General features: G+C 44.4%; 22 protein-coding genes. 9 read left to right on the forward strand and 13 right to left on the reverse strand.

All coding sequences use genetic code 11. The features are described 5' to 3' along the window. Positions 1-71: 71 nt before the first annotated feature. Positions 72-1,445 (reverse strand): MATE family efflux transporter, encoded by a 1,374-nt coding sequence (locus tag MSG36_RS13005; RefSeq protein WP_059019298.1) that lies wholly within the window; start codon positions 1,443-1,445, stop codon positions 72-74. Between the two features lie 98 nt (positions 1,446-1,543). On the opposite strand from MSG36_RS13005, the gene MSG36_RS13010 reads away from it, so the two are divergent. After that, on the forward strand, positions 1,544-2,974 hold the full coding sequence (locus MSG36_RS13010; protein WP_050052985.1) for a DUF2867 domain-containing protein: 1,431 nt from the start codon (positions 1,544-1,546) through the stop codon (positions 2,972-2,974). 286 nt (positions 2,975-3,260) lie between these two features. Here MSG36_RS13010 and MSG36_RS13015 read toward each other — a convergent pair whose 3' ends face one another. From MSG36_RS13015 to rsuA, 3 genes are all read right to left on the reverse strand, one after another. Further along, on the reverse strand, positions 3,261-3,920 hold the full coding sequence (locus MSG36_RS13015) for a DUF2913 family protein (protein WP_010441495.1): 660 nt from the start codon (positions 3,918-3,920) through the stop codon (positions 3,261-3,263). Then, positions 3,920-5,137, reverse strand: a complete 1,218-nt coding sequence (locus MSG36_RS13020; protein ID WP_050645746.1) for a Bcr/CflA family multidrug efflux MFS transporter — start codon at positions 5,135-5,137, stop codon at positions 3,920-3,922. Before MSG36_RS13020 ends, MSG36_RS13015 begins: the two co-directional genes overlap by 1 nt. Before the next feature lie 200 nt (positions 5,138-5,337). Further along, positions 5,338-6,033, reverse strand: a complete 696-nt coding sequence (rsuA, locus tag MSG36_RS13025) for a 16S rRNA pseudouridine(516) synthase RsuA (protein WP_017060380.1) — start codon at positions 6,031-6,033, stop codon at positions 5,338-5,340. Positions 6,034-6,130: 97 nt separating this feature from the next. Here rsuA and MSG36_RS13030 point away from each other — a divergent pair, with 97 nt between their 5' ends. From MSG36_RS13030 to MSG36_RS13045, 4 genes are all read left to right on the forward strand, one after another. After that, the gene (locus MSG36_RS13030) at positions 6,131-7,873 is read left to right on the forward strand and encodes a DEAD/DEAH box helicase (RefSeq protein WP_050052987.1); all 1,743 of its coding nucleotides are present in this window, start codon (positions 6,131-6,133) and stop codon (positions 7,871-7,873) included. 180 nt (positions 7,874-8,053) lie between these two features. Further along, on the forward strand, positions 8,054-8,452 hold the full coding sequence (locus tag MSG36_RS13035) for a hypothetical protein (protein WP_122082466.1): 399 nt from the start codon (positions 8,054-8,056) through the stop codon (positions 8,450-8,452). Positions 8,453-8,513: 61 nt separating this feature from the next. Continuing rightward, positions 8,514-9,173: a response regulator transcription factor gene (locus MSG36_RS13040; protein WP_017060377.1), complete on the forward strand. Its 660-nt coding sequence runs from the start codon at positions 8,514-8,516 to the stop codon at positions 9,171-9,173. A gap of 104 nt (positions 9,174-9,277) precedes the next feature. After that, positions 9,278-10,624 carry an ATP-binding protein gene (locus MSG36_RS13045; protein ID WP_248368218.1) on the forward strand — a complete coding sequence of 449 codons (1,347 nt, stop codon included), beginning with the start codon at positions 9,278-9,280 and terminating at the stop codon, positions 10,622-10,624. A 122-nt stretch (positions 10,625-10,746) separates the two neighbouring features. Here the strand turns inward: MSG36_RS13045 and MSG36_RS13050 are convergent, their stop codons facing one another. Continuing rightward, positions 10,747-11,784, reverse strand: a complete 1,038-nt coding sequence (locus MSG36_RS13050) for an alkene reductase (RefSeq protein ID WP_248368219.1) — start codon at positions 11,782-11,784, stop codon at positions 10,747-10,749. A gap of 156 nt (positions 11,785-11,940) precedes the next feature. Here MSG36_RS13050 and MSG36_RS13055 point away from each other — a divergent pair, with 156 nt between their 5' ends. Continuing rightward, on the forward strand, positions 11,941-12,837 hold the full coding sequence (locus tag MSG36_RS13055) for a LysR family transcriptional regulator (protein ID WP_248368221.1): 897 nt from the start codon (positions 11,941-11,943) through the stop codon (positions 12,835-12,837). A 57-nt stretch (positions 12,838-12,894) separates the two neighbouring features. On the opposite strand, the gene MSG36_RS13060 is transcribed toward MSG36_RS13055, so the two are convergent. Both MSG36_RS13060 and MSG36_RS13065 read right to left on the reverse strand, forming a co-directional pair. Further along, positions 12,895-14,151, reverse strand: coding sequence for an LssY C-terminal domain-containing protein (locus MSG36_RS13060; protein WP_248368223.1), 1,257 nt, complete (start codon positions 14,149-14,151; stop codon positions 12,895-12,897). Positions 14,152-14,165: 14 nt separating this feature from the next. Continuing rightward, positions 14,166-14,894: a glycosyltransferase gene (locus MSG36_RS13065; protein WP_017079049.1), complete on the reverse strand. Its 729-nt coding sequence runs from the start codon at positions 14,892-14,894 to the stop codon at positions 14,166-14,168. Positions 14,895-15,261: 367 nt separating this feature from the next. Here MSG36_RS13065 and rplY point away from each other — a divergent pair, with 367 nt between their 5' ends. Continuing rightward, on the forward strand, positions 15,262-15,540 hold the full coding sequence (rplY, locus tag MSG36_RS13070) for a 50S ribosomal protein L25 (protein ID WP_017060373.1): 279 nt from the start codon (positions 15,262-15,264) through the stop codon (positions 15,538-15,540). 274 nt (positions 15,541-15,814) lie between these two features. Here rplY and MSG36_RS13075 read toward each other — a convergent pair whose 3' ends face one another. The 6 genes from MSG36_RS13075 to MSG36_RS13100 all read right to left on the reverse strand — a co-directional run bounded on the left by MSG36_RS13075 (position 15,815) and on the right by MSG36_RS13100 (position 19,462). Beyond that, entirely contained in the window at positions 15,815-16,576 is a 762-nt protein-coding gene (locus MSG36_RS13075; RefSeq protein WP_248368361.1) for a nucleotidyltransferase domain-containing protein, read from the reverse strand. A 14-nt stretch (positions 16,577-16,590) separates the two neighbouring features. Beyond that, a complete protein-coding gene (locus MSG36_RS13080; protein ID WP_248368225.1) occupies positions 16,591-17,127 on the reverse strand; it encodes a GNAT family protein in 537 nt (178 codons plus the stop codon). Between the two features lie 40 nt (positions 17,128-17,167). After that, positions 17,168-17,563, reverse strand: coding sequence for a DUF3465 domain-containing protein (locus tag MSG36_RS13085; RefSeq protein ID WP_248368228.1), 396 nt, complete (start codon positions 17,561-17,563; stop codon positions 17,168-17,170). A gap of 67 nt (positions 17,564-17,630) precedes the next feature. Then, entirely contained in the window at positions 17,631-17,879 is a 249-nt protein-coding gene (locus MSG36_RS13090; protein ID WP_172380205.1) for a TIGR03643 family protein, read from the reverse strand. A gap of 126 nt (positions 17,880-18,005) precedes the next feature. Continuing rightward, a complete protein-coding gene (locus MSG36_RS13095) occupies positions 18,006-18,818 on the reverse strand; it encodes a hypothetical protein (RefSeq protein WP_248368231.1) in 813 nt (270 codons plus the stop codon). Positions 18,819-19,036: 218 nt separating this feature from the next. Beyond that, positions 19,037-19,462: a hypothetical protein gene (locus MSG36_RS13100; protein WP_248368234.1), complete on the reverse strand. Its 426-nt coding sequence runs from the start codon at positions 19,460-19,462 to the stop codon at positions 19,037-19,039. 527 nt (positions 19,463-19,989) lie between these two features. Here MSG36_RS13100 and MSG36_RS13105 point away from each other — a divergent pair. Together MSG36_RS13105 and MSG36_RS13110 are read left to right on the forward strand one after the other, a co-directional pair. Next, entirely contained in the window at positions 19,990-20,181 is a 192-nt protein-coding gene (locus MSG36_RS13105) for a hypothetical protein (RefSeq protein ID WP_231624734.1), read from the forward strand. 337 nt (positions 20,182-20,518) lie between these two features. Beyond that, complete coding sequence (locus tag MSG36_RS13110) at positions 20,519-20,938, forward strand: BLUF domain-containing protein (RefSeq protein WP_048614428.1); 420 nt, start codon at positions 20,519-20,521, stop codon at positions 20,936-20,938. Positions 20,939-20,976: the final 38 nt, after the last annotated feature.

Genomic DNA, 20,976 nt, shown 5'->3' on the forward strand with positions numbered 1-20,976 from the left:
TGTTAGGAGGAAGTATTTTGAAAGATAGATCACACGCCAACGATAAAGTGATGCGATTGGTGCGCCCTACTTCAACTTCCTATCAAGTTTTTAATCCATTTTCTTGTTTTCATGCGATAGAGCGACCCGCCCCACTTGAGAACTTCTTCCGTTAGGAAAAGCAGATATACCCACTCCGGTGGGAACTTTAAATAAATAGCCGCGATGGCTGCCAATGGTATACCGATCACCCACTGAGCAATCAAATCTTGATAGAGGCAGAACTTCACATCACCACCCGCTCTCAACACCCCAACGATCACAGTCAATGGCACCGAGCGAATGACAATACCCACACTGAGTATCAGAATGAATTTCTCTGAGAGGGCTCTGGTTTCTTCCGTCAATGCGCTGAAGGCATTGAGTATTGGCGTTTGAACGAAATAGAGAAAAACGGCCACAACGATACTGGTTAAGAAACACAGAATTGTTAAGCCAAGTGCTTGATAGTAAACCGCTTCATTATTTTTCGCGCCAAGCTGGTTACCCACTAGAACCGCTGCCGCATTCGATAGACCAATCAATAAACTCAATGAGATAGATTCAACCGGCGTCATTACTGAAAGCGCAGCCAGCCCCTGAACGCCCGATTGCCCCATGATCGCGTGATAAGCAAACAAGCCACCTGCCCATGCTAAGAAATTAAACGTGGTCGGCAGAGACAGCTTCAAGAAGCGAATCACTTTATCGATCGAAGCTGCTGCTTTAATATCGCAGAACTTAAAAGCTAATAAATGCTTAGAGAAATAGAGATAACCAAACAAAGTCGCGACTTCAATCGCACCACTCAGTACCGTCGCAATCGCCGCACCTTTGATTCCAAGCGCAGGAAAGCCTAAGTTACCGAAGATCAGCACCCAGTTTAAGAACACATTAGACAGGATGCCGATACCGCTAAAGAAGGTACTTAGCCCAGGTTTATGCATCGCTCTCAAACCTACAGCCATACTGCTGACGCACGATACCGCTAGCATGCTAAAAGAGGTAATTACGATGTATTCAACGCCTAAGTTGATGACCTCTTGAGAGTCGGTCGTCACGCCCATGATTTGTGCAGGAAATGAAACAAAAAACGCAATGGTCAGTAACGCAAACAGTGTCGAAACTAGCCATGTCAGCGCGGTACTTTCTCTCACACCTTGTCTGTTACCCGCGCCCCAATATTGAGCAGTCAGAAGAGCACCGCCCGTGGTAACACCCACCAGCATAATAGTCGTCACGAACATCGCTCGGCTCGCCACACCCACAGCTGCAATGTCTGCTTCGCCAAGTTGGCCCAACATCAACACATCCACCAAGCCTCGGCTTGAAAACATAATGCTCTGCAAGGTGATAGGCAGTGCAATCGCAATAAGCCTGCGAACAAAATCACCTCGTGTGTGATGAATAATTGAAGAGAGCAACATAGAGAGAGACCTAAACGGAACGTATTGATGAATAAAGATAAATATCGCGCTATTATATCAATGTTCGGTTTTTAACCACAGATATAAATGGAGTAACAATGAAGAAAGTACTGGTTTTAGGCGCTTCTGGATATGTTGGTTCGCAACTCCTCCCTCTCCTGCTTGAGCAAGGATATCAAGTCACGGCAGCAGCAAGGCATATCGACTATTTAAAGGCACGAACCGAGCCTCACGAAAACTTATCACTTGAGTATCTTGATCTGGCCGATCAAGCTGCGACACAAGCCTTAGTCCCCGACTTTGATCTTATCTTCTTTCTCGTCCATGGCATGGCAGAAGGCCACGACTTTATCGATTATGAGCTGAACTTAGCCCGTAACTTTGTTTCTGCTCTTGGTCCAAAGAATCAACACGTCATCTACCTGAGCTCTTTACAGCCTCAGACAGGTGATTCGGAGCACCTTCAAGCGAGAAAGAAAACCGGCGAACTGCTTCGTAAAGGACCCGTTCCAGTTACCGAGCTTCAAGCGGGCGTGATCATTGGCCCAGGATCTGCGGCATTCGAGATCATGCGAGATTTCGTGTACAACTTACCTATCATGATTGCGCCAAAGTGGGTTGACTCTAAAGCCAACCCAATTGCCTTGCAGAACCTAAACCACTACCTACTGAAACTTGCACAAGACACGCCAAACGAAAGCCAAACCTTTGAGGTTGGTGGGCCGGATATTGTCTCTTACCGAAACCAGTTTGCTCATATTGCCAAAACTGCCGATCGTCCACTCAGGCTGTGGGCGACATCGCTACTGACACCAAAGATTGCTTCATATTGGTTAGGCGTGGTGACTTCTGTACCGTCCAACATAGGCAGAGCACTGCTTGCAGGCTTAAAGCACGACTTCATCGCCAGTTCGACCACCATCAGAGAAAAGTACCCTCAGAAGCTCGTCTCGTTTGAGAGCATGGTTGAACAAGCCATTCACGCTGAAGGAAACTTTGTCAAAAGCAATGTGTGGGGCTTTGATAAAACCGCATTCAAACGCTGGCAAGCGGGATACGGTTATTACCCGAAGAAAACAGGCGCAAGTATCACTTCAAGCGCTTCACTTGAATCGCTCTGGCACGTGGCTCAACAAATCGGAAGCCCGAAGCAAGGTTACTTCTTCGCCAACGCTTTATGGCGCACACGCGAATGGTTGGATGTTCTTTTCGGTGGCGGTGTACCAGTTCGACAAATGCCAGAAGGACCCAATCTAAAAGTCGGTGACAAAATCGATTCGTGGAAAGTCATTCGTTGTGAAGAAAACCAGTTTTTATCTCTGCTTTTCGGTATGAAAGGCCCCGGTTTAGGGCGACTCGAGATTACCGTCTCTGACCACGGTGACTCTCGCGAGCTGAATATCTCGGCTTGGTGGCATCCAAAGGGGTTTCTAGGGTTACTGTATTGGTTTGCGATGATGCCAGCTCACCTGTTTATCTTTAAAGGCATGGTAAAGGCGATTGAGAAGCAAGCTAAAGAACAGGATTAAAAGCAGATACGAGATTCGAGTGTCGAGATGCGAAAAGATTAAAAGCAGATGCGGGATTCGAGTAACAAGATGCGAAAAGACTAAAAGCAGATGCGAGATTCGGGTGACAGGATGCGGAAAGATTAAAAGCGGATGCGGGATTCGAGTGTCGAGATGAGAAAAGATTAAAAGCAGATGCGGGATTCGAGTAACGGGATGCGAAAAGACTTAACAGCAAATTAGCGACACGCGCTATGAGAGGCAAAAAAGAGCGGATAATTCCGCTCTTCGTATCTCGAATCCGCTATTAGCCGATAACGCTAATCGGGATCTCAGCCAGTTGGTTGCCTTGGTTAGCAGGGTAAACGATGTATTCACCGTGATACTTCACTGCAGACTTATAGTCCGTTACTTTGTGAAGCATGAAACCCGCTTCCATCGCCGCTTGGATGAACTCAGCGTGGTTACCACGAACAAACCAGTTCATTGGCTTAACCATCAACTCACCGTCGAAAGAGTCGTCACACTGTTTGCCACACAAAGCAAAAGAGTGCTCGCCATCGGTGAAGAATTGAATCTTGCCGCCAGTCGTTAGCTCGTCTTCACTCGATACGCTCCAACCCATCTCGTACATTTTGTCCATGAACGCTTCAACATCACTGTCTTTTAGCGCTTTAGGCTCTTCGCCTTCAGGGAAAAAACGTCCGTAAAACGCAGAAATGCGTTTAAAGGTAAAAGTTAAATCAGAGTTGTTGCCTTTTGAGCGACCCTGTTTCTGCCAGCGAACTAAGTCAGGCACAATCACGCGATCATAAGCTTGAGATTTAATCGCTTTTGTTACCCAACGAACAAGATAAAGGTTGTTCGCGATAGGTGCGTCGATCGCTTTACCAGACTTATGTAGAGCATACAACTCGCCCAACGCATCGTTCACTAACTTCTGAATTTCAATATAGTATTTTGACATTATGCCTTCTTTCCTAATGTCCAATATAGTAATGCTGACAGTATTGCACATGCTGCCATCATCATAGCCATTGGCCCTGCAGTGTCACTCGGTAGCATGGCAACAATTGCCCCCACTACAGAACCAGTACCAAATCTTAACGTGCCCGCAAGCGAAGAAGCTGTGCCGGCCATATTCGGGTATCCGCTTAAAAGCAGCGCCATTGAGTTACTACCAATGGTAGACAGTGTGCCGATAAACAGCATCACGAATGGCACAATACCCCACAAACCGATATCTAACATCCAACCAACTAACAGGCCTAAGCCCGCAAACAGTTGAATGGTTAAGCCGACTCTAAGCATAGCGTGAGAGCCCACTTTCTTAACGATTCGGCCATTGATGCTCGTCATCAAGATCATAGCAACAATATTCAAGCCGAACAGGTAGCCAAACAGATCAGGGCGAACGCCATAGATATCGATGTAAACGAATGAACCTGCCGTTAAGAACGCAAACATCCCTGAAAAAGAGAATGCACCAGAGAAAATCAGGCCCATCGCTGTTGGGTTCTTACACAGTCGAGCGTAGTTACGAATCGTTGTTTTAAAGCGCAGTGGTTGTCGGTTTTCTGCAGGTAGCGTTTCTGGGATCTTCATCGATACCGCTAGAATCACGATCACCGCAAAGATAGCCAAAACCCAGAAAATTGAGCGCCAACCGAACCACAACGCTAAGTAGCCGCCAATCATCGGAGCAACCAATGGCGCAACTGTCATCACCAAAGTAACGAAAGACATGGTTCTTGCGAAATCTTCACGATCGAACATGTCTCTTACCACCGCTTGGATGATAACGGCCGCCGCAGCACCTGCAAAACCTTGAGCGGTACGGATGTAAGTCAGCGCTTCAATACCGTGTGTTGTCGCACTCACCATCGAAGCGATAGCAAACAAGAACACACCAATAAGCAGTACAGGCTTGCGACCATAGCTATCCGCCAACGGGCCATGCAGCAACTGCCCCAACGCGAAACCTGCGGTATAAGCTGTTAGCGTGATTTGTACTTCACCCGCCGTCACACCAAGATCTTTAGCAATGGTCGGCATCGCTGGCAGATACATATCAATGGCTAGCGGAGTAAGTGCACCAATCGCGCCTAGAATCAAAAACAGCACTAAGCCTAATTGAGGGGTTTCTGGTTGGGAGCTTGGGCTCTGTGAGGTCGATGTTTGCATGGTTCTCCGAATGTTCAACTGATAGAGCTAGGGACTAGCGTGAGTACGCGAGTCAAAGATTGGCTGAGACTTTCCTAGTACCAGTCAACATCATCAGCCGACGCTATCCATGGTCGGCTTTACAACGAAAGGGTTATTTCCAGCAAAAGTTGTTTCTTGCTAAGAACAATTTCTTGTTAAGAGCAACTTCTAGCTAAGGACTACTTCCAGATTGAATCGACTTCTTCTTGCGTTAGGTAACGGTATTCACCTAACTCTAAAGATTCGTCCATCTCAATTTCGCCAATACGTTCACGGTGTAGTGCTTCTACCTTGTTACCAAGTGCAGCAAACATACGTTTAACTTGGTGGTATTTGCCTTCGTGAATCGTTAGCAGCACTTCACGCTCTGCTCGAACTTCTAGGTGTGCAGGAAGTGTTAGGCCATCTTCGCTCTTAAGCTGGATGCCCTCTTTGAATTTTTCAACGTAATCGTCTTCAACAGGTTCAACCAACCACACACGGTACGTCTTCTCGCACTTGTGCTTTGGCGAAGTGATACGGTGAGACCACTTACCATCGTCGGTAATCAACACAAGACCTGTTGTATCAATATCTAGACGGCCAGCAAAGTGCAGCTTGTCCATTTTGATTTCATCAAGTAATTCAAACGCGATACGATTTGCGCCATCTTCATGCGAACAAACAAAGCCTTCTGGCTTATAAAGCATGATGTAACGTGGGCCGTGAACATTCAGTTCATTGCCTTGCCATTCCACAACGCACTCTTCAGTTACCTTGAGTGAACCGCTTTTTTGAATGACATCATTTACTGTCACTGCCTTGGATTTTAATAAGTGTGTTGCTTCTCTTCGAGTGACGCCTAATGCATCGCACAGAAATTTATCTAAACGCATGAATACCTCAACTAATCTAAGTCGGGTATTATAGTCACCTTTGCTCAATTAGTTGAGCTATTTCACACTATTTGTTTTCTACCCTACAAGACGCGATATGTATACACTCCGCCCGTACCAAGCTGATTCTGTAAAATCAGTGATTCATTACTTCAGAAAACACCAAACTCCGGCTGTGCTTGTGCTTCCAACAGGTGCAGGAAAAAGCCTTGTGATTGCAGAATTAGCAAGGCTTGCGAAAGGTCGAGTGTTGGTACTTGCTCACGTAAAAGAGTTGGTTGAACAGAACCATGAAAAGTATGAAGGTTACGGGCTGAAAGGCTCGATTTTCTCTGCGGGTTTAGGACGCAAAGAAACCGACCAACAAGTCGTGTTTGCTTCGGTGCAATCTGTGGTGCGAAATCTCGATTCATTCTCTAACCAGTTTTCGCTGTTGGTTATCGACGAATGCCACCGTGTTCCCGATGAAAAGACCAGTAGCTATCAGAAAGTCATCACTCACTTACGCGAGAATAATTCGGGCATCAAGGTGCTTGGATTAACAGCGACCCCATATCGTCTTGGGATGGGTTGGATTTATCAATACCACACTCGCGGTCAAGTGCGTTCAGATGAGCCACGCTTCTTCCGCGACTGTATTTTTGAGCTGCCGATTCGTTATCTGCTCGACGAAGGCTTCTTAACTCCTGCACGCATGATCGATGCTCCTGTACTGAGCTATGACTTTTCGCAGTTAAAGCCAGCGAGCACCGGTCGCTACAAAGAAGCAGAACTCGACATGGTTATCGAGCAATCGAAACGCGCAACCCCGCAAATTGTCGACCAGATTATTCATCTAGCCCAAGACAAACTCGGCATCATGGTATTCGCTGCCACTGTTCGACACGCGCAAGAGATCCTCGGCTTATTGCCAGCAGGTGAAGCTTCAATTGTGATTGGTGATACACCAACTCTCGAACGTGACCAAATTATCAGCGACTTCAAAGAGCGTAAAATCAAGTTCTTGGTTAACGTATCGGTTTTAACCACAGGTTTTGATGCGCCACACGTCGATTTAATCGCGATTTTGCGCCCAACAGAGTCCATCAGTTTGTATCAACAAATCGTTGGCCGTGGCTTACGCCTATCGCCGGGTAAGAAAGAGTGTTTGGTGCTCGACTATGCGGGCAACAGTTACGACCTTTACCAACCTGAGGTCGGCGACCCTAAACCCGATTCAGACAGTGAAATCATCACCATCCCTTGCCCGGCGTGCGGCTTCAACAATAACTTTTGGGGTAAGCTAGACAGCAATGGCTTCTTACTTGAGCACTTTGGTCGTAAATGCCAAGGCTACTTTACCGATGAAGACACGGGCGAACGCGAACACTGTAATTATCGCTTCCGAGCGAAATATTGCGGTGAATGTGGTGCGGACAACGACATTGCCGCACGCATTTGCCATGAGTGCGATGCCACCTTAGTTGACCCAGACAAAAAACTAAAAGAAGCACTGAATCTAAAAGATGCCTTGGTATTTGAATGTTTAGAAATGGACCTCAACGTGCTTAAAGACGAGAAGGGGAAATCGCAACTTAAGGTCACCTATCGTGGTGAAAACCAAGCGCAAGTGCATGAGTTTTGGTCATTAACCACCAAAAAGCAGAAGCAAAACTTCAAAGACCAGTTTGTTCGCCCTCACCTTGCAGACAGACATCGCCCTTTTGAAGAAGCCTCACCGACGAAAGTGGTTGCTCACCAACACAGATTCCGCCCACCTCAATTCGTGATTGCACGTAAGGTCGGACGCTTTTGGAAAATGAGAGACAAGATATTCGAAGACGAACTACAGCAGCGTTAAGGTTAAGAATTAAGGTAAGTCTTACGTTCTTAACACTCGGCGGTTAGTGTTATGTATTAAGGCCTTCGCCATTTGAGCGTTAAGTTTTTCGGTATCAAATTCTCATTATTAATCAGGTTCACTTTCTGTTCAGAATTACTTTTTTATACTGAACGCTATCAACCTTCTCTAGGATTCGCTATGTTTAGTAAAGCTATGATTTCTTTGTTTTCTATAAGCTTAGGCTTATTTGTTTCTGCTGACGCATGGGCTGACTCACATCATAATGGTCATGAATTAGTGCAGGACGTTCACAAAGCAGGAACCAGCATCGAATTTGAAGAAGACCAAGACGAAGTCTACGAAGCCGTACGAGAAGGCTACATTCGCCCTTTCTCAGAAATGTATGCAGCGGTTGAAAACGATCTTCATGGCAGAATCATTAAAGTCGAACTAGAAGAAGATGACGACATTTGGGTGTATGAACTAAAAATCAATTACCAAAACAACATCATCAAAGTCGAATACAACGCTGAGACGTTAGAAATGCTTATGATTAAAGGCCGCAACTTTAAAGACGCAATTAAACACGGCGACTAACTAAGCACGACGAATAGTTAAGCACGACGAACCGTCATTACAAGAATTAAGAAGAACAATTATGAAAATTTTAGTCGTTGAAGATGAGCCTCGTTTGGGCCAACAAATTATTGAAACACTTGAGGGAGCCGACTGGGTTCCAGAGCTTTCTCAAGATGGTATCGATGCACTCTACCGCGCAACGTCAGAAGAATGGGACGCGATTGTCCTCGATTTAGGTTTACCTAAGCTTGACGGCCTAACGGTATTAAAAGGCATTCGAGACGAAAACATCAACACGCCAGTGATTATCTTAAGTGCTCGTGACACGCTAACTCAACGTGTTGAGGGCTTGAACGCAGGTGCTGATGACTACCTAACTAAGCCATTTGAGATGGTCGAGCTCATTGCCCGTATCCGTGCTCAACTGCGCCGAGCGTCAGGCAGTGCTGCTCCGATACTTCAAATCGGCGATCTAAGCCTAGACACACGCAGTTCTAAAGTATTGTGGCAAGGCCAAGCGGTTAGCCTAACCGCGCTAGAATATAAAGTTGTCGCGTACTTCATGCATAACCAAAACAAGGTTATCTCGCGTACAGAGCTGGTTGAACACATCTATAAACAAGACTTCGATCGCGACTCAAACACGGTTGAGGTGTTCATTGGTCGTATTCGCAAAAAAATCGCACCAAAGATCATCAAAACCGTTCGTGGCCTTGGCTATCAACTGAATGCTGAATAGCTCAGTCATCAATCACGCCAAGAGCAACCATCAATTAAGTGGACAGCCTGTTCTGATCATCGCAATACGATAAGTCACGATGAGCAAAGGCAGGCTGGAAATGCATGAATCTGAAGAAACGAACACTTAAAAACATCAGTCTAAAAAGCCGCTTGCTCCTTGCTGCGGCTTTTTGGCTAGGTGCGATGATATTAGCGGCTGGTGTCGGGATTCCGAAGCTGGTTAACGACTACCTCGTCGATGACATGAAGCAGCAGCTTGGCTTAACCATGGATGAGTTAACCGCCAATATCGAAACCAATGACAGTGGTAACCTGATCATGGCAGAGCGTCTGTCTGATCCTAGGTTCAACCAACCCTACAGTGGTATTTATTGGCGCGCCGCTACCCAAGAGCAGATCATTCGTTCTCGCTCGCTATGGGATAAAGACCTCACCATCAAGCGTTCGCCGATTCACACATCAGTCAAAGGGCCAGAGAAAGAAAAGCTGATTTACATCGAGCAAGATATCTACCTGCCTGAACTGAACGACCCTGTCACGATCACCATTGGTATCGATGAAGATCCATTAGAATCCACACTGACCGAACTGACTGGTCAAGTCTGGTTGATCCTAATGCTGCTGTTTGTTGGCGTGCTGATGTTGATCGGTATTCAAGTCAGTTGGTCGCTATTACCGCTCAGCAAGATGCAACGCGAACTGGCGATGCTAAGAAACGGCGAGCAACAAGGGTTAAGCGACAACTACCCGAAAGAAGTTTCTCCATTAGTTTCTGACCTCAATGCCCTACTCTTCCACTATCAAGAGTTATTGGAGCGAGCGCGTAACCACGCTGGAAACTTATCTCACGCTTTGAAAACACCGCTGTCGGTTTTGAAAAATGAGATAGAGCGACTTCCAGACGATGACAAAACATTGTTACAACAACCCATTCATCAGATTCAGAACCAGATAGATTATCACCTTGGCCGTGCGCGCATGGCTGGTGCAATGAACATTCTATCGGTGAAATCTTCACCTTGTGAGCGTGTTGAAGCTATCTCAATGGCGTTTGATAAAGTGTATGCCGCCAACGAAGTCACCATGATTAACGAGCTAGACTCTGAGATTGAAGTGGCGGTAGAGAAAACCGACCTTGATGAAATGGTCGGCAACCTACTCGAGAACAGTTACAAATGGGCGAGCAGCATTATCCGAGTCCATGCAAATGAACTCAACGATGGCAACATAGAGTTGGTGATTGAAGATGATGGCCAAGGCATTCCTGAAGAGAAGCTTGAGCAAGTGACCAAACGTGGCGTTCGACTCGATGAAACCACACCAGGAACAGGCTTAGGGCTTAACATCGTGAATGAAATGGCGCACAGCTACCGAGGCAGCCTAACGCTCAGTAAGAGCTCAATGGGCGGCTTAAAAGCTTCTCTGGTGCTTAAAGTAAGTAAAGGCTGAACAAGCTAAGAACAGTTAAACAACAATAAGCCCTAGCGTAATACTAGGGCTTAGTTTTATTCTGGCTTAACCGAATTTGAAATATCCACTACGGCTCATACTGATAACCCCACTCATTACATTTACACCAATTCAGCTAACATCTCATTACTGTACGGTTTTATTTCCTGTTGAGCCTTCACTCTTTCGATATAGTCTGGGTTTGCAATCAATGGACGACCGATAGCCACTAAATCAGCATCTCCTCTGGAAAGCATTTCACGCGCACTCTCTGCACTATATCCTCCACTCGCGATAACGATCCCTTGATACAAGCTTCGGATATATTGAGTAACCGAACCATCAATATGCTGGTAAGGCTTGTCATCAATCGAGCCGTTATGAACATAGGTGAGCTCGTACTGATTGAGCTGCTTCAAGTAATAATCTGAAATCACCTTGTCTTCTTCGTTTTCCTCTAAATGCAGATACCCGACCGGAGATAAACGAACGCCTACGTGTTCAACTTCTTGTTTTACAGCCTCAATAATCTTGAATAGAAATTGACTCATTTTCTCAGGAGTTCCGCCCCATGCGTCAGTTCGTTGGTTTGTCTCCCAGTGAAGAAATTGATCGATCAAATAACCGTTCGCACCATGAATCTCAACACCGTCAAACCCAGCCTTACGAGCGTTAGCCGCGGCTTGTTTAAACTCTCCTATCACAGAAAAAATGACCTCTTCGCTCATTTCACTTGGCATGCCATATTCCAAATCTTTGCCTCGTGGCACTTTACCCTGTAAAGGAACAGCCGAAGGTGCTAGCGGCAACTTCCCTTCAAGGTAAAAAGGATGCGAGACACGGCCACAATGCCAAAGTTGAGCAAAGATCTTGCCTCCACTCTGATGAACTTTGTCCGTTACCTTTTTCCAGCCTTCAATCTGTTCCTCATTATATAAACCGGGACTATTTGGGTAACCTTGCGCCATCGGCGAGACGATCGTGCCTTCAACGATAATTAACCCGGTATCGGCTCTACGAGCGTAATAATCAGCCATAGCGTCCGTCGGTATCAAATCATCACTCGCTTTTGAGCGACTCATTGGAGGCATAACAATACGGTTTTCAAGATTCAGCCCATTACCTAATTCAATGTTTTCAAACAAAATATCTTCTTTCATGTTGCCTCTCTTCCTACCCTAGTTTCGTCATTTTCAATTAATTCAAACTCAGTCTTGTTACTACTTTCGTTTGCTGGAGAGAATCTTAACCACAAACAAAAGTGACTAGAAGTATGCTAAATTAACTACCAAGTATGCGTTTTTGGAATATTTAAGATGGATCAATTAGGTGCAATGCGAGCCTTTGTCAGAGTTGTTGAAACAGGCAGTTTCTCTGCTACAGGGAAAGAGATGAACACGACTCAAACCACCATTAGTAAAAAGGTGGCGGCACTGGAAAAGAAGGTTGGTGTGAAACTATTAACTCGAAGTAGCAGAGAGCACTCACTGACTTCTGCAGGGGCACAATACTATGAGACATGCGTTGCCATTTTGAGTGAGCTTGATGAGGCGGAAGCAAAAGCTCGCTTGGAGGTATCCTCCCCTCAAGGAGTGGTGAGTGTTGCTGCGCCTATTGCATTTGGTCGACTTATCATTGCGCCGTTAATTACCAAATTCTTTAAACTGTACCCAAATATAAAAATCAATTTGCTCCTCAATGACAAGCATATCGATTTGATCAGTGAGGGCGTTGATGTTGCTATCCGAGCAAAAGAGTTGGAAGACTCGTCTCTTGTTGCAAGACACCTTTTCGACGATCCAATGTTAACGTTAGCGTCCCCAATCTACTTAGCCAAGCACGGAGAACCAAAGCAACCCGAGGACTTAAAAAATCACAACTGTCTGGTTTATTCTAGGTTGAAATCACCTAACCTTTGGCATTTCACCAGCGAAGAGAAAACGATGTCGACAACTGTATCTGGCAATTTTCAATGTGATAATGGAGATACGCTGCTTGAAGCTGCTTTGGTGGGTGCAGGCCTAGTTCAACTGCCTCTTTGGATGGTAAATAACGAGCTCTCGTCTAACCAACTAAAGATTGTTCTAGATAACTATTCTAGCCAAAGCCTGCCCTTTAATGCCATTTATCCACGAAACAGATACACGCCTTTGAAAGTTCGTTGTTTTGTCGACTTTTTAAAAGCAGCGCTCTCTAAAGAGAGCATTACGTGAGAGCAATGCATGCTACAAACAGAGGTATCAAAAGCAGAAAAATTAACTTAGCGAGTCTTAAGAGCCGATAACCAAAATCCTGCCATCAGTGTAATAATCATGATCGTCATTGATCACTTCCACCGTTGCCAATGGGTACTTGTCTAACTCGATGTCTGGTAGTGACGTCCGTATCTGATTAGCAAGCCTATCTCGCTCTTCATCAACATTAGGGTCAATGTTATGAAGTACGGTCACAATGCCTGAGTAAGGCGTGACTTTAAGGCCATCATCATAGCTAATCGCACCTAACCACTGAGGCTGGCTAGTTTTAATATCAACACCTGCGCGCCACCAGCGAATATGGCTGCGCTTCATCAAATTACCCGGCAATTGAAACGCCATATCTTGCGGCTTGTCTCGCCAATACAAATCAGATACAGGTGGCGTTTTGTCTCTAAGCAATGCGAGATAGCCAGCCCATTCAATCTCATTTCGAGAGAAGGTTTGATTCTCTATCCAGCCTAATTGCTTCATTAAATCTCTTGGGGTTGCTCCAACATAAATCACGTTGATCGCTTGTGCTGAATAGAATGACGATTTCCCTGGGAATGCTTTATAGGTAACCGAATTCCAGTCTACTTTGTTTATTTGAGCCGTCTCTTGTTGAGTCTGAAAATCATCCGCTTTCCAGAAAAAGTGTGCGTAGTTCGCAAACAATACCCACGCCAACAGCAACGCACTGGATTTAAGCACCAAGCGTCGCCACTTCATTCGATAACCAATAATGGTGAAGACCAATACCGCAAACACACCGACGATCAAGCTATTATGCTCAGAGATAAATATCTTAAAGCTATTAAGCCACGGAAAGTTTTCAACGCCGTGCGCCAATAACATGCCCCAAGCAATGAACTGTCCTCCACCAAGAGCCAAGCCGAACAACGCCAACACACTGAAATTGCGCCACGGTACACGATGCGAACCCGCTATAAATGGCACTACCCAAGCGATAGGCCCTAATAAGCGAGCAAAAAGAATGATGTATGTACCTTTACGAGCAATCAGATAGCGGCATCGCGCGATTAACCTTTTGGTTTTGGGACGAAACTTAATGAGCCTTCGTTGCGCCTTAGCGCCGTATTTATAACCAATGAAATAACTGAGTTGGTCACCAAGTAAACCACCTAGCATTACCAAAACCAACGCCATCCATGCACCTGAATACAGTTGAAAGCCCGCAGCGATAAAAAAGGGCTCTCCCGGTACAAATAGGTTTGGGCCAATGAGAGCATCACCCAATGCTCCCAGAAACAGCCCTAGTCCATCAAACATAACAACCTCGATGCTTACTGTTCTTTGTAGTGACCAAACTTGTAGTTCATCTCGTTGTTACGCATTTCGCCTTTAAAGAAGCGTCTTACATTGGCTTTAAGATAAGTAGAGCCTGTTTTCACAACGCCATCTTGGTCTAAACGACGCGGGTCAAAACCAAAAGTCATATTTAAGAATCTAAATCGCCATGTTTTGCTCGCACGTTTTACGTAGTCACAGTCTTCACACAGTACGATCTCTTCATCGAAACCGCCGATCTCATCATGCGCTCGTTTCGTCGAGAAAATACATGCGCCAATCGCCGTCGGGAAAAAGAACTGAGTAGTAAACAAGCCTGCGTTAAATAGCCCGTAACCAAACTTGTGTACAAGCGGCAAACCTTTCGAGCTCATGTACACACCCGCCACTTCAAGCTTCTTCTCTTCTAGTTCATAAAGCGCTTTCGCAAGGAAGTTTCGAGGCAAGCTCACATCGGCATCTAGGAAAAGGATTCGGTTGTATTGCGCTAATGACGCACCTGTATTTCGGCCAAGGCTCACACCACGGTTTTCCATATGATGAACAGTTAATTTTGGCAAAGCGTTTTCATAAGCTTGTGCCACTTCTCTGGTGTTGTCTTCACTGTTCGAGTCGACAACAATCACTTCAAACTCTTGGTGGGTTTGCACGCTCAACTCTTCCATTAAGCGGCTAATGCGTTTCTCTTCGTTTAGCGTAATTACGACAATGCTTACCGGTTCCATATTTTCACCTATTCATTCTGCTGTTTAATTAACACTAAGATTAACGAACTAAGCCTTAACCAAGTCTTAGGCAAACATTCATTTTCCGTTCATTAACTTGATGATTTAGCGGTGATATAAATAGATAAGAAAGGCGATGTAAAAGAGGCTAAAATGCGATAAACAAGCGTTAGCGAACGTTTTATCTCCAAACGAACCCATTATCGAAGGAAATTCACTTTGAGATGGGCTTCTGACTTGCTCATATTGGAATGTGATGTTAGTATCCGCGCTCGCTTAAGCATGAACTTTTATGTTTAAGCATTACCACACACTCAAGGTCGCATTGAGGTGTGAAGTTAATTTTTACTAATTTGAGAGTAAAACTATGAAATTTGAAGCAGTAGTACGTACTGAACTAGGTAAAGGTGCGAGCCGCCGCCTACGTCACGCTGGTAAATTCCCAGCTGTAATCTACGGTGGCGAAGCTGAAGCTGTAGCTATCGAACTTGTTCACGCTGACGTGATCAACCAAATGGACAAGCCTGAATTCTACGAAGCAATCACTCTATTGATTGACGGCGCAGAAGTTAAGGTTAAGCCACAAGACGTTCAACGTCACGCGTTCAAGCCAAAAGTTGAGCACATGGACTTCATCCGTATCTAATTCCCTACCAAGGAATAAGATTGGATTAATCCAGCCTTCTGCATAGAAAAGATAATCGATCTTACCAGTCGAGAAGTCTAGAAATTCGAAACCCCGATGCTACCAACATCGGGGTTTCACCGTTTTTGTGCCCTCAAAAACGTCGTAAACAGGTTATCGAATCCAAACTAAAGATACCTACCCACGTGCTCTACTTCTTTCAAAGCAATACCACGTAACATCATAAGCTTCTTGAGCGGTGATACCTCCTTCATCCATTGACTAGCCGATTCACCTACTCTCGAATCAGCTCTTTGCTCAGCCTTTTATACAATTCAAAAGCTTCTGTTTTAGATATCAAGTTTCCAAGAGCATATTGATACGCTAGCTCAATATCGTCGCTTTGATTAGGGTAATAACGCTTGGCTACGGCAGTACACTGGCTCAGGTTGGTGTACCAACTTCCGTCTTGCTCAGCCACAAAGTAATACGCAGCTCGAACCAACTTCTTTCCAATCACCTTAGCGACATCCCCACCAGCCATTGTTTGAAAAGACGGACTCATTTGCTCAAGAAAAGTAGACAAGTCGCCATTAAGCGCTTGAGCGATCTCAATGCTTGGTTTGTATAGTGGGAACTCATTAGATAAATCATTCCCCCAAACACAACAGCAGCAATGCTTGATCCAAAAGTGCCAGTGATACTTTTCCGTGGGTTGCAGAACATCCCGCAGGAAGCCAGGATCGATATCAAGCTTGGTCACTTGCGGATATGATTTGGGAATGGTGTCAGAAAGTAGCTTAAATACTTCCTGCTCTCTCTGACCAATTGCCGTAGAAAGCACGATAGAAACATCCAAATCAGAGCGACCAATTATGGCAGTCCCTCTTGGCACGCTACCGTACAAGTAGATACCATCTATTTGTCCTGGGAGCTCTCTTGGCAGCGAATCAACGACTGCTGACACCACTTCTTGAAATTCAGGCGCAATATTCTTTGGCGAATAAATGTTTTGAATAAATCCGTCTTTATCGAGCCCTTTATCTAGCTTCTGCATGCCACTTTCCATCACTAAGCCTTTTTCCAATCAGATCCAACAACTGCCAACCTCACAGTATCCCACCACTTACCTTTGAAAAATCGATGATTCTCAAAGCGCACTTCTTGTTTCATTCCCAATGACTGACACAATTTGATGGCCGCTAAGTTCTTACTGATGGTTTCGGCGTAAATGCGTTGCACTCCCAGCTCTGAAAATCCGAAATTAGCGAGCGCTTTAGCCGCTTCTGTAGAAAGCCCTTTTCCCTGCGTCTCCCTTGAGAAAGCGCAGCCCATTGAAGCTTGTAGGTTGCCTTCAAGACGTAAACAAACGCTTCCAATAAACTTCCCTGAATCTTTGCTTTCAACCGCAAGCTGGTAGGACTGTCGCGGAACTTCCGAAGCCTGCGTAACAAACAACTGGGTTAGCTCTCGATATTTGTTAGGTTCACAATCACTTTCATCATAGAAACGCTGATACTTTACGTCTTGAGACATGCCAACAAACGCAGACTCATCTTGAGGCGTCATATCTCGAAGAATCAATCTGCTGGTTTCGAGTTTGAACATCAAATTTCCTTTTTCACGTTAAAACAAAACGAGGTGTCGCTTACTCGTATACTTTCCCATTATGCTTTAACCAACCATGAGCATGATGATTGCGAGGATCTTTGTGCGTCCAGTGCATTACGCCACCTTTTTTGTTCCATTCATATTCACCATAAAACTCAACTCGGTCGCCCTTTCCCAGGTCCTGAACACGAGGAGCTAAGTCAATATTATGTGCGACTAACAAGGTTTGTCCGCTATCGAGTCGCAAAATGAACTTCTGATGTCGAGAACCTTTATCATCATCTGGCAGTACTCGATACACCGTACCCGACCCACGCACTTGAACATCACTTTGATGGTTTTCGTAAGCTTGCTTAAGTCGCGTATCATTCGCTTGAACATGACTGATGCCGAAGCTAAGCAGCACCAAAAGTAGAGTGCAAAATTGTTTCATTCCCTTCATTTCTTTCGTTTCCCATATCTGAGTGTTGAGTTGGGATACTGGCTGGTCATCCCCTCTTCTAACGATGTTTGTACTGAGTTGGGCAATAACCTCTCGATACATCGGCACTACGCAACTTTACATGTTTAGTCGAGCGCCCCGAAACACGAGAGCGCCACAGCTTAAAACTACCGAGCTTAAGATGACTACGCATAAAACGAATCACTTGCGATTCATTCAAACCAAATTGCTGTTCTATTGCTTCAAACGGCGTTCTGTCTTCCCACGCCATTTCGATAATTCTTGATTCATTTTCTTTAGATAACATTGGGCATACTCTTCCTTAATAAACTGGGATAAATACGCCCGTTCTAAATTTAAAGATCACAGGACAAATACTTTGAATTGAACGTGTTATAACGTTCAATAAAACAACAGGCTAGCCGCAAGGCAATCATGGGGTTAAATAAGCTTGTGCAAACTCTCTAAGCACTCTCGCATTGTTGTGGTATTTGCTATCCCCGCACTTTATGCCATCCACTCTGATGTCTGGGCTAGAATAAGCGGGTATAATATCTCGCTCATAAGACATCACAGTTCCTCTGTCAGCACAAATTATGCCGAAGGAATATTGAGGAGCTCTTGGATACGTGCCAGAAATGTAACTTTCAATACTATCAAAGCCTTTCAATAACGTTTTGTAGTCATGATGCGCACCACTTAAATGGCCAATTTCATGCTCCATTAGGTGATCAGGGCAGTTTATCGCTAAAGAGAAAAAATAGGATACTGGAGATGAGACGCCGCAATAATCAGACTCGAAGCTAGAATTATAGTTAGAAAATACTATCCCTGTAAAAATGGGAACGCCGCCTTCTGTTGTTTCTGGGATCGGTTCTTCCAACGAGAGTTTTAATAACCTCTCTGCAGTGCTCAAATCTTGAAACCAAAGGCTGTCAATTTCCGGCGTGTAAGTCACCTTGGTAACTTTTCTCGTGATAGGGATACAGGAGTTATTCAATACCAGATTCGAATAACTTTCCCATGTCGCTATTTTAGCGGCAACAAATGCTTTGGAATATTCAGATAACAGCGATTCATCAACATATAGATGGATCTCTGTATTCAATATCTCACTCTGTGCACAAGTAGGAAACTCGACACTTTGAGCATTGGAGAGTCGGCTATGGCTCAACACGATAATCAAAACATAGCCAACTAACTGGATGAGCCTTTTAAAGGAACCCTCTCTGACTAATGTATTCATCTCCACCCTCTTCCTATATTCAAAGCCGCAAAGATCACCAAAAATGCCGTGACTTAAGATTCATGCAGATAACTATTACACATATAAGCGCTGGTCCCTCAAAGTAACCGGCTCTATCGATGTTTTTCAGAAAACAAAAAGCTCGCCATACAATGACGAGCCTTATTGATTATGGGAGCTTAACGGTTATAAGACCCAAGCATTAACCGATCTAGCCATTAAGACACTTGCTCGCGTAAAGCCAATTCAACGTTTTTCAACACTTTGAACTCTTCTCGAGTACAACCGCGTGCCACGGAAACCCAATGGTCGCCAGTTTCATCGGCCCCTTTAAACTCTGCACGCAACTCATATCTTCGCCATGTAACAAACGCCAAAATAAAGGTCAGTGCAAGCATCGGCAAACCGAACTGAGGAACGAATGCCCAAGTCGCTGCCGAGAGGACTAAAGCCAACGAAACGATATTGATTGCGTTTTCTTTAAGACCCAATTGACGAATTTCTAACTGTTTGATTTTACGTAAGCTATACACATCTTTCTTAACTCGGAGTTCGTTAGAGCTCACCAGAAAGTCTGATGCTTTGTATGACCTACGAAGTCGCACTAAATTCGCTAACCTGTTGCGTGTTTGATTCTTTTTCATCGCCTTTCTCCATGTCATTAAAGGTCAGTAAAAACCAATACAATCATGAAGTTAATGAAGGAATGCTTATTTTATAAATCAAACCAATATTAAAATCAAGCCTATGCAATTAATAACAATTATAACAACACCATTTAGCATACAAATTTCAAATGAAAAGAAGGTTTATTGAGGAGTCTACTCATCGTAAATCGATGTAATTTAATTAAGTGAGATATAGGCCGATAATATTTCCAATAACCGACCAAACATACCAAACGGCGGGCATAATTCCTCCTGCTTTGTAACCACTTATTTCAACGCGATTTTTGCGACAAACTTCGTGTTCAAGGAATGCTGAACAGTGGTCACATAACGCCCCACTTGTCATAGGTAGCGTAACTTCTTCACCAGTTATACATTCGGATTTTAAATATATGAATCACTCAATTGAACATATCAACATAGCTTATCGATTAAGCAATTGATCTCATAATGTAGAGCCTGTACGCTTACACTATGCACACGGTTACCTAATGGAGATCACGATGAACGAACTACTGACATGCGCTATGGAACAGAAACAACGAACAACGGTAACGAGTTTATTCGCAAGAAATGGGTTTAAGATTGCAACGACTGACTTTGATGATGTGACTTTCGAACGTGAAAGTGTGTTGGTCAACGTTCGATTTGATTCCTCTTCTAACGTCGAATCGATTTCGGTTTTAAGCGAGTAGGATTTATCACCTCAAACGTTAGCGTAAAGCAGGTAATGGCACTCAACTGAAGGTGTGGCGAAGCATCAGCTCTCTTCATTGACCAAATACAATTGTAAAATAGAGCTTATTGCCTGCTTTTCACGCCATTCTTAAAGTGCGCTAACTGCCAACGCTCGAATAATTCCACCTTGTTTCTGAGCTCCCTTCCTTCTTATGATTAATTCTTCTCCACTTGTTCACCATTCTCACTTTCCTCAAAAAAACGTATTAATGACAATTCTACCAATAATTAGCAATTCCATGAGCTTGGCTTATATTTGTTAGTACCCTTTGAACAAAAATCGAAGTGATACCTATGCTCCTAACTCGGTTAATTTATGTCAGTACGCTCTGTGAAAGTTGCGATTCTCAGGCTTTGAACGACATTCTTCAGATTTCACACGACCGCAATAAGCAAAGCCATTTAACTGGCCTTCTAAGCCACAATGATAAGTATTTCCTGCAATGCATTGAAGGTTCGAGAACCGCAGTGAACCATACTTACAATCATATTTTGAATGACAAGCGACACAAAAACGTCATGATTTTATATTTCAAAGAGATCGATTGTAGGCAGTTTGGTGATTGGTCTATGGGTGATATTCCACAATCTAGTCTAACCGAACTGGTCAATTTACAGTTTTCAACATCAGATCAGTTCAACCCGTATGAGATGTCAGGAGAAAGTGCTTATCGAATGCTTCTGGAATTGAAACAGAATTTGCCATCAGAATAGGTCTTCGACCCAACTTAATCCGTAGAGCAAGCAACAAA

The organism is Vibrio sp. 1CM8B (assembly GCF_023161685.1).
GTDB classification, from domain to species: domain Bacteria; phylum Pseudomonadota; class Gammaproteobacteria; order Enterobacterales; family Vibrionaceae; genus Vibrio; species Vibrio coralliirubri.

Excerpts from the sequence above, each read along its gene's own strand:
- MSG36_RS13010 (WP_050052985.1), top strand. The coding sequence starts at position 1,544 with ATGAAGAAAGTACTGGTTTTAGGCGCTTCTGGATATGTTGGTTCGCAA.
- MSG36_RS13060 (WP_248368223.1), bottom strand. The coding sequence starts at position 14,151 with ATGTTTGATGGACTAGGGCTGTTTCTGGGAGCATTGGGTGATGCTCTC.
- MSG36_RS13055 (WP_248368221.1), top strand. The coding sequence starts at position 11,941 with ATGGATCAATTAGGTGCAATGCGAGCCTTTGTCAGAGTTGTTGAAACA.
- MSG36_RS13105 (WP_231624734.1), top strand. The coding sequence starts at position 19,990 with ATGAACGAACTACTGACATGCGCTATGGAACAGAAACAACGAACAACG.
- MSG36_RS13005 (WP_059019298.1), bottom strand. The coding sequence starts at position 1,445 with ATGTTGCTCTCTTCAATTATTCATCACACACGAGGTGATTTTGTTCGC.
- MSG36_RS13080 (WP_248368225.1), bottom strand. The coding sequence starts at position 17,127 with ATGTTCAAACTCGAAACCAGCAGATTGATTCTTCGAGATATGACGCCT.
- MSG36_RS13100 (WP_248368234.1), bottom strand. The coding sequence starts at position 19,462 with ATGAAAAAGAATCAAACACGCAACAGGTTAGCGAATTTAGTGCGACTT.
- MSG36_RS13075 (WP_248368361.1), bottom strand. The coding sequence starts at position 16,576 with ATGCAGAAGCTAGATAAAGGGCTCGATAAAGACGGATTTATTCAAAAC.
- MSG36_RS13095 (WP_248368231.1), bottom strand. The coding sequence starts at position 18,818 with ATGAATACATTAGTCAGAGAGGGTTCCTTTAAAAGGCTCATCCAGTTA.
- MSG36_RS13050 (WP_248368219.1), bottom strand. The coding sequence starts at position 11,784 with ATGAAAGAAGATATTTTGTTTGAAAACATTGAATTAGGTAATGGGCTG.
- MSG36_RS13015 (WP_010441495.1), bottom strand. The coding sequence starts at position 3,920 with ATGTCAAAATACTATATTGAAATTCAGAAGTTAGTGAACGATGCGTTG.
- rplY (WP_017060373.1), top strand. The coding sequence starts at position 15,262 with ATGAAATTTGAAGCAGTAGTACGTACTGAACTAGGTAAAGGTGCGAGC.
- MSG36_RS13085 (WP_248368228.1), bottom strand. The coding sequence starts at position 17,563 with ATGAAACAATTTTGCACTCTACTTTTGGTGCTGCTTAGCTTCGGCATC.
- MSG36_RS13030 (WP_050052987.1), top strand. The coding sequence starts at position 6,131 with ATGTATACACTCCGCCCGTACCAAGCTGATTCTGTAAAATCAGTGATT.
- MSG36_RS13040 (WP_017060377.1), top strand. The coding sequence starts at position 8,514 with ATGAAAATTTTAGTCGTTGAAGATGAGCCTCGTTTGGGCCAACAAATT.
- MSG36_RS13035 (WP_122082466.1), top strand. The coding sequence starts at position 8,054 with ATGTTTAGTAAAGCTATGATTTCTTTGTTTTCTATAAGCTTAGGCTTA.
- MSG36_RS13065 (WP_017079049.1), bottom strand. The coding sequence starts at position 14,894 with ATGGAACCGGTAAGCATTGTCGTAATTACGCTAAACGAAGAGAAACGC.
- MSG36_RS13110 (WP_048614428.1), top strand. The coding sequence starts at position 20,519 with ATGCTCCTAACTCGGTTAATTTATGTCAGTACGCTCTGTGAAAGTTGC.
- MSG36_RS13045 (WP_248368218.1), top strand. The coding sequence starts at position 9,278 with ATGAATCTGAAGAAACGAACACTTAAAAACATCAGTCTAAAAAGCCGC.
- rsuA (WP_017060380.1), bottom strand. The coding sequence starts at position 6,033 with ATGCGTTTAGATAAATTTCTGTGCGATGCATTAGGCGTCACTCGAAGA.
- MSG36_RS13020 (WP_050645746.1), bottom strand. The coding sequence starts at position 5,137 with ATGCAAACATCGACCTCACAGAGCCCAAGCTCCCAACCAGAAACCCCT.
- MSG36_RS13090 (WP_172380205.1), bottom strand. The coding sequence starts at position 17,879 with ATGTTATCTAAAGAAAATGAATCAAGAATTATCGAAATGGCGTGGGAA.